A 6,973-nucleotide genomic window follows, 5' to 3' on the forward strand; every position below is an offset into this window, starting at 1 on the left:
GCCGCCAATTCCCACTCCCTGTCCGTCATATCGCTGGAATAGCGCAACCCTTTCCGGCTATGCTCCTGCCGGGCAATACCAGTCCATGCCATTGTTCACTCCATCTCTCGCAGGACGGCGTGAATCACAACATGCTGGTATTGCTCAACAACTTTCGGGGCGGGCTCTAAGGGGCGAGGACCCCTCGGGCTTTGATTGTGCCAGCCTTTGTTCTCTTGCCCCATAGCGTCCTTCTGCCAGTGGCATGGTCTTCGGGCGTCAGACCGAACCACGCGGCAAAGAGCCGATCGATGATCTTGAGCGTCTCGGTCGCCAGCGGTGAGACGAGCGGCCCGGAGCCCTTATTCCTGCGCTTGAACTGCTGCCGGATGTCGACGAGCTTGAAGAATTCTCGGCGTGCATGAGCCTAGAAATTTGCGCGCGTCATGGGCTTATCCGCCCAGCCTTCTTCGAACAGGGCGTTAAAACCGGCATATCTGTCGACCTGGAGAATCCCGGTGTATCCTGCCAGATGGGCGCGAGGATGCCTATGCCGGCTACGGCGAGCTTTATGCGTCCGGCCGTCAGCCTGGGCTTAGCCTGGAAGCAGGATGCTTCGCTCATGCCCGTAGGAAGTTCTTCGAGCTCGCCGACGTCGAGGGCGCGGCGCGTAAGAAGAGCCGCGGCAAGAAGGCCAGCTTCATCTATCCGATCGCCCTGGAGGCCGTGCAAAAGATCGATACGCTGCTCGCCATCGAGCGGGATATCAACGGCAGGTCGGCCGCTGTACGGCTCGCTGCCCGTCAGGAGTACAGCGCCCCGCTGATGGCTGAACTGAAGGATGGCTCGCAGCAGCTCGCGAAGCTGTCGCGCAGCCATGACCTCGCCAAGGCCATCAACTACATGCTCCGCCGATGGGACGCCTTCACCCGCTTCCTCGATGATGGCCAGGTGTGCCTTTCGAACAATGCTGCAGAACGCGCGCTGCGCTGCGTGCCTCTTGGCAGGAACGCCTGGCTATTCTGCGGCTCGGATCGCGGCGGACAACGCGCGGCCATCGCGTATTCTTTGATCCAGACCTGTCGCCTCAACGACATCGATCCTCAGGCATGGCTAGCCGATGTGCTCGCTCGCATCTCCAATCATCCCATCGCCAGCTTCGACGAATTGCTCCCGTGGAAGTGGCAACTTACGTCCACCTAATTGATGCTGATGCTGATGCTGCCGCCTTCGGCGTATGGATACTGATCGGCGATCCGCTCGACGAGTGGTTGCAGCAGCCAGCTTGCCTGGCCCAGCCAGTCCGCCATCGTCGAGCGGCTGATCTCGACACCCTCTCGCGCGTAGATCTGCGATTGGCGGTACAGCGGCAGGTGATCAGCGAACTTGGAAACGATGACGTGGGCCAGCAGGCCGGGACCAGCACGGCCGCGCGGCACGGGAAGCGCCGGGGGCGGTGCCTGACTGATCGCATCGCAGCGGTCGCAGGACAGTTTGGGGCGGACATGACGGACGACGCGGAAGCGGCCGGGGACATACCCCCAACCCGGTTCTTGCCATCACGCCCACGCTTGGGCATCAAACCGGGCACAGGCTCTACTCATAACTGGTAGAAACCTCGGGCTCAGGCCACTTCCGCCACGCCCAGTCGTTGACGCCTAGAACCCGGGGCGATCCCTTCATCATCTGCCGGCCATTCCGGACCAGGCGGATCACGGTGTCTGGGCTGGTTCGCATGCCAATGCGATCGGCAAGCCGCGCGCCAGCTTCGCCTCCAAGCGCCAGGCCAACGGTGCGCTGGATTTCGCGTAGCCGTACGGAACGTCTGGAGTGGCTGGCAGCAATTTCGTCAGCGCGCTCGACGAAGATCCGCTGCCTGCAGTTCTGATTGGAGCAGCGCAGGCGGCGTGCTTGCATGAGCAGAGTTACGAACCTCCCCTGCCAGGGCAGGTCTGCGATGCGCCGCTTATATCGGCTATGCAGCCACGCAGACTTTCGCGACAAGTCGGGCAGCGCGATCCCGTCGATCGGGAACGACACCGGATAACGACTTACTCAGGGCTGAGCATCGCACGCTCCACGACCAACTGGCGAGGAAGAAGCGGCAGGACTCGTCTGGACACGGCTCGGAAGCTCCCACCTACGGAGCAATCAAGAATCCCCCAGATTCATGGTTTGTTTCATCGGCTGCACCAAAAGTGCGGGAGAGCCCACATCTCGGGAAAGTTCGGTGCCCATTGACACACGGCAACGCGCCGCTCAGCGGATGCGCACCCAGAGAATGGTGCCGGATCACATCCATCGCAAGACTCTCGTTATGATCGAAGGACCGCCGGTGGGCAGGTCAGGAGCTTTAACGTTGAATCCGACGCTGCCGCCACCCCCGCCTGTCTGAAGAGAAGCCAGCGGTCGAGTAGCATCGTAAAAAGGCTCTATTCGAGTTGATTAGAAATCCGTATAGATCTGCTGTGTGCAGTTGCAGCATGGAGGCCAAGGCTCAAGCGTGCGGAAGTCGGGCGCGTGCGCCGTCTTGGAGCAGTGAATTTTGCTTCAAGATAGGACAATCGGAAGGAGCGCAGTTTGAGTCGTGGGAAGGTGGCAACTAGTACTGACACCTTGGCTAAAAATATTCCCTGCTCAAAGGTGCGCATATTCGAACAAAAGCTTTGTACTTATCAGTAATCCCGTCGCATTACAATTCAGCGGGAGGCGTATGGCAAGAATTTAGTAAGAACATGGCGCGTCTTTACGACGTTTGAAAAATTACTGCCCCCACGTCTCGGGAATAGAAGTTCGATCGGCGGAACTCAAAAATCGCATTTGGCAGGTGCCGCTAGATTCATGGGAAGGCTATCTATAGAATATCTTCAATGCTTAAAGCGTTTGAGTGATTTATGGTTTGGACGTCCAGACAATGATCGTTGCTGGCTATCGCATCTCTGATGCAGATGAAGATTTACGGAATTACATTATGCGGAAAATTCGTGCGATTGTAATTTCAGATAAAGGAATATTGTGATGGTGGGAGTAAGTGTAATTTATCACCACTTTCCTCATTATCGTGCTCCGATTGTTCGTGAGCTATCAATAAATGGCCGTAATAATTACAATTTTTGGGGAAGTTTAGATGAAGTTGAAGGGATAAAGCCCTTTAGAGGTGAAGCGGATGTTTGCATTCAACCTCTTGGGTTTCGGCGCTGGGGGAGATTTTGGTTGTTGAGCGGTTACTCGAGGCCGCTATTTGACAAATCAAATAAGGTGATCATTGTGCTGGCCAATCCGAATATGCCAGCGACGATTGCTATCGCCCTGCTGGGGCGTTTTCTCGGCAAGAAAGTAATCTTCTGGGCGCATGGTTGGCTGAAAAAACATCCTGCGAAAATCTCACGCCTTCGGAATTTGTATTTTAGCTTAGCAGATTGCGTGCTGGTTTATGGGGAACGCGCGGCGCGCATTGCTTATGATGAGGGCTTTGCAAAGGACAAGGTTCATCCAATTTACAATAGCCTTGATTTTGAACAAGCGCAGTTGTCTCTCGCCAAAATCGAATCGACGACGCAATTGTCATCTAGGCCGCAAAACCTCTTTGTAGAATCAGATCGCCCGCTTCTCATCTGTACAGCGCGCCTCACGACTTTGTGTCAGTTCGACATCCTATTTCATGCGGCAAGGCAGCTTGCTGATTGCAGCCGTCCTGTAAATATCCTTTTAATTGGAGATGGACCAGAGCGAGAGGCGCTTGAGAACCTTTCTTCGGAATTGGGTATCACAGTATGCTTCTATGGCTCGTGCTATGATGAAGATGAAATCGCGAGGCTTATTTATTGGTCGGATATAACAGTTTCGCCAGGAAAAATTGGCCTTACTGCGGTGCATAGTCTTACATACGGTACTCCTGCGATTACGCATGGAGATTTTGATGCGCAAATGCCTGAAGTCGAGGCAATCAAGCCTGGGGTAAGTGGTGCTTTTTTTGAGCGCAACAACGCCACAGATCTGGCTCGTACGATAAGTGAGTGGTTGAATCGAGACGTCGATCGTTGTGTGACTCGCGAAGCTTGCCAAGCGATTATTGCGGAAAAATGGAATCCCGCCAACCAACGAAAATTGATTGAGGACGTGATCGAAAATTTAATTGGAACGGTGTCCTAGGCAATGAAACGCAGAGGTGAAGTCCCGCACGTGCAAAAGCCAATGTATGTTGCGGATGAGGTGCTCTCGCAATGTCGTACAAAGATTGATTCTCGCAGAAAAGCGATGGCGCGCGTCATTATCAATTTTTTGTTGAAGCGCCGAAGGAACATTGCGGAGATAGGCGAAGGCTTTCAGCTAGGTTTTTCGACATTCGTGCCGGCAGGGAGCCGTTTAGGGCGTTTCGGCTATATTGGGAGTGGTTTTCGCGCTGGCAGCCCAATAGTTGTCGGTGATTTGACTATGTTATCAACCGGAATTCAAATTGTTGGGAATGATCACGGCGTTGATGACGTGGACACATGTATGCGCCTTGCTTTTCGTTGGTTACATGAGGTCACGATTTTCGAAGCTGATGTCTGGGTAGGGCATGGCGCGATTATCCGAGCCGGGGTAAAGGTCGGCCGTGGTGCCGTTGTGGCAGCAGGCGCGGTTGTGACCAAAGATGTTCCACCTTTTGTTGTGGTAGGTGGAAATCCTGCGCGGATCATCAGAAAACGATTTTCTGATGCTGATATTTTTCGCTACGAACACATGCTATTTGGGCAGCCCTGATCTAGCGTGAATAGAACTGGAGTAGAGAAAGGCGTGGAACTTTACAGGTTTGACCATCAACAGGTGCCCTCGGACAGCCCTTGGTCGGCACGTGTGCGCCTCGCAATGCTGGCGTGGTCTTATGCATGGCCGCTGTTGTGCCGCTGGACCCCCAAACCAGCCAACAGATGGCGACTATTTGTTTTGCGGAGATTTGGGGCTAAAATTCACGGCAGGCCGTTCATTCATCAGCGTGCCCGTATTCATATCCCTTGGCACCTGACTATGTATGATGGCTCGGCGCTCGGCGATCGCGCGAATGCTTATTCACTTGGTGAAATTGAAATTGCTCAGGGCGCAACAATTGCGCAGGAGGCTTACCTTTGCACGGGAACGCACGATTTGCTTAGTCCTGCGATGAACTTGATGGTTGGTAAAATTACCGTTGGGCGCAATGCATTCGTCGGTGCCCGGGCTTTTATTTTGCCGGGCGTTACGATTGGGTCAGACGCAGTGGTTGGGGCGTGTTCGGTTATCAGTCGGTCCGTCGAAAGTGGCCATGTCGTAGTTGGATCACCTGGTCGTATCATCGGCAGGCGTAATGGAGTGCCGGAATGACCACCGTCGCTGTCGTAATACTGACATTTAACGAAGAGCGCCATATTGCCCGCGCGCTTGAATCGATATCCTCTTTTGCAACGCAGATATTCATCGTCGATTCTTTCTCGACGGATGCGACAGTATCGATCGCGATGCGGCATGGCGCGAAAGTGGTCTCACGCGATTTCGTCAATTATGCAGATCAATTTCAATGGGGTTTGGAAAATCTTCCTATCAATGCGGAATGGACGATGCGTCTTGACGCAGATGAAGTCATTGATCCCGCTCTTGCAGCAGAAATCAACCAAAAGTTGCCGGAGCTCACCGTAGACGCAGAAATTGGAGGCATAAATTTCAAACGGCGTCACATTTTCATGGGGAGATGGGTGCGACATGGTGGACGCTATCCGCTAATTCTAACGCGGTTATGGCGAAGCGGCAAAGGCAGGATCGAAGACCGATGGATGGATGAACATATCGTAGTTAATTCTGGAAAAATAGTTATGTTGGAAAACTATTTTTCCGATATAAACCTCAACGACTTAACATTTTTCACAGATAAACATAACAAATATGCGGTGCGAGAAGCCATTGATGCCTTGAATGAGAGGTATAATCTTTTTCCCGGTGAGTTCACGGTGACTTCCGAATCTGCTTCATTTCAGGCTTCATTTAAAAGGTTTATAAAAGAAAAAATATACAATAATCTACCGTTCTGGATGGGACCTTTGCTGTATTTTGTTTGGAGGTATATTTTTCAGTTAGGGTTTCTGGATGGACGTTCAGGCCTGATTTATCATTTTCTCCAAGGATTTTGGTATCGATTTTTGGTTGGCGCAAAGATATACGAATTTGATCGTCACCTGCGACCGCTGGTGAGCGCTGCTGAGCGTCTTACTATGCTAGAGAAGTTGACAGGAAAAAACTTGGCACCTCGGACGCGCAGCATTGAAAAACCAGCCATTCGTTTATGACGTATGTTTGACGTCCCCCCTGTTTCTTTCTCCGGTTTGAATGAGAGTTTTCCGGTACTGTGATCCTCGTGCTGAAGGAGCATGCCGTGAAGAAGAGTCGCTATACCGAAGAGCAGATTGCCTAGGCGATTGCCCATCCCACCGACAGCCACCTGCTGCTACGCGGCATCGAGTGGCTGAACCGGATTGCCCGCAAGCACGGTATCAAGCTGCGCCAGTCATTCCTGCGGGTGGGCCGCCAGGCTCGGCGCGATGTCTCCCGGCTGATCCACGGGCGCGGTCACAAGCAGGCGATGCGTTGGGTGCGCAAACTTCGCACCTGGCTGGGCCGGCTCGACCGCGACATCGGCCGCAAGATCGCCGGAAATGAGGAACTCGAGGCCGCCTTTGCCGTCGTCCGCGAGCGGGTGGCGAAGATCCTCACCCAGAAGGCTGGCAGCACGGACAAGCTTTATGCCCTGCACGCGCCCGAGGTGGAATGCATCGCCAAGGGCAAGGCGCGGACCCGCTACGAGTTCGGGGTAAAGACCTCGATCGCGGTGACAAACGCCCGCACCGCCGGCGGCCAGTTCATCGTCGGCATGCAGGCGTTGCCCGGCAACCCCTATGATGGCCACACCCTGTCCGGGCAGATCGAGCAAGTCGAGCGCCTGACCGGCGTCACCGTTGAGCGGGCTTATGTCGATCGCGGCTAC

The 6,973-nt window shown here is 54.0% G+C and carries 4 protein-coding genes and 6 pseudogenes; 6 read left to right on the forward strand and 4 right to left on the reverse strand.

Going from position 1 to position 6,973, the window contains the following annotated elements; genetic code table 11:
- Both LH128_RS33080 and LH128_RS34280 read right to left on the reverse strand, forming a co-directional pair.
- Nucleotides 1-92 (reverse strand): annotated as a pseudogene (locus LH128_RS33080) (IS5/IS1182 family transposase); the annotation flags it as partial.
- Nucleotides 93-442: 350 nt separating this feature from the next.
- Nucleotides 443-529, reverse strand: a pseudogene (locus LH128_RS34280) (IS66 family transposase); the annotation flags it as partial.
- Here LH128_RS34280 and tnpC point away from each other — a divergent pair.
- A pseudogene (gene tnpC, locus LH128_RS02865) lies at nt 523-1,182 on the forward strand (IS66 family transposase); the annotation flags it as partial. The pseudogenes LH128_RS34280 and tnpC sit on opposite strands and share 7 nt — an antisense overlap.
- A gap of 50 nt (nt 1,183-1,232) precedes the next feature.
- Here tnpC and LH128_RS02870 read toward each other — a convergent pair.
- Both LH128_RS02870 and LH128_RS34950 read right to left on the reverse strand, forming a co-directional pair.
- Nucleotides 1,233-1,517 (reverse strand): annotated as a pseudogene (locus tag LH128_RS02870) (IS66 family transposase); the annotation flags it as partial.
- Nucleotides 1,518-1,575: 58 nt separating this feature from the next.
- The gene (locus LH128_RS34950; protein WP_008828074.1) at nt 1,576-2,019 is read right to left on the reverse strand and encodes a transposase family protein; all 444 of its coding nucleotides are present in this window, start codon (nt 2,017-2,019) and stop codon (nt 1,576-1,578) included.
- A gap of 978 nt (nt 2,020-2,997) precedes the next feature.
- On the opposite strand from LH128_RS34950, the gene LH128_RS31870 reads away from it, so the two are divergent.
- The 5 genes and pseudogenes from LH128_RS31870 to LH128_RS02885 all read left to right on the forward strand — a co-directional run.
- Nucleotides 2,998-4,131, forward strand: coding sequence for a glycosyltransferase (locus tag LH128_RS31870; RefSeq protein ID WP_083910072.1), 1,134 nt, complete (start codon nt 2,998-3,000; stop codon nt 4,129-4,131).
- A gap of 393 nt (nt 4,132-4,524) precedes the next feature.
- Nucleotides 4,525-4,725 (forward strand): annotated as a pseudogene (locus LH128_RS34955) (CatB-related O-acetyltransferase); the annotation flags it as partial.
- Nucleotides 4,726-4,758: 33 nt separating this feature from the next.
- Nucleotides 4,759-5,322 (forward strand): DapH/DapD/GlmU-related protein, encoded by a 564-nt coding sequence (locus LH128_RS31880; RefSeq protein ID WP_008828075.1) that lies wholly within the window; start codon nt 4,759-4,761, stop codon nt 5,320-5,322.
- Nucleotides 5,319-6,278, forward strand: a complete 960-nt coding sequence (locus LH128_RS31885) for a glycosyltransferase family 2 protein (protein ID WP_008828076.1) — start codon at nt 5,319-5,321, stop codon at nt 6,276-6,278. The genes LH128_RS31880 and LH128_RS31885 overlap by 4 nt, the downstream gene beginning before the upstream one ends.
- Nucleotides 6,279-6,580: 302 nt before the next feature.
- A pseudogene (locus tag LH128_RS02885) lies at nt 6,581-6,973 on the forward strand (IS5/IS1182 family transposase); the annotation flags it as partial.

Source organism: Sphingomonas sp. LH128, assembly GCF_000293195.2.
GTDB lineage: Bacteria > Pseudomonadota > Alphaproteobacteria > Sphingomonadales > Sphingomonadaceae > Novosphingobium > Novosphingobium resinovorum_A.

Excerpts from the sequence above, each read along its gene's own strand:
- LH128_RS31870 (WP_083910072.1), top strand. The coding sequence starts at position 2,998 with ATGGTGGGAGTAAGTGTAATTTATCACCACTTTCCTCATTATCGTGCT.
- LH128_RS31885 (WP_008828076.1), top strand. The coding sequence starts at position 5,319 with ATGACCACCGTCGCTGTCGTAATACTGACATTTAACGAAGAGCGCCAT.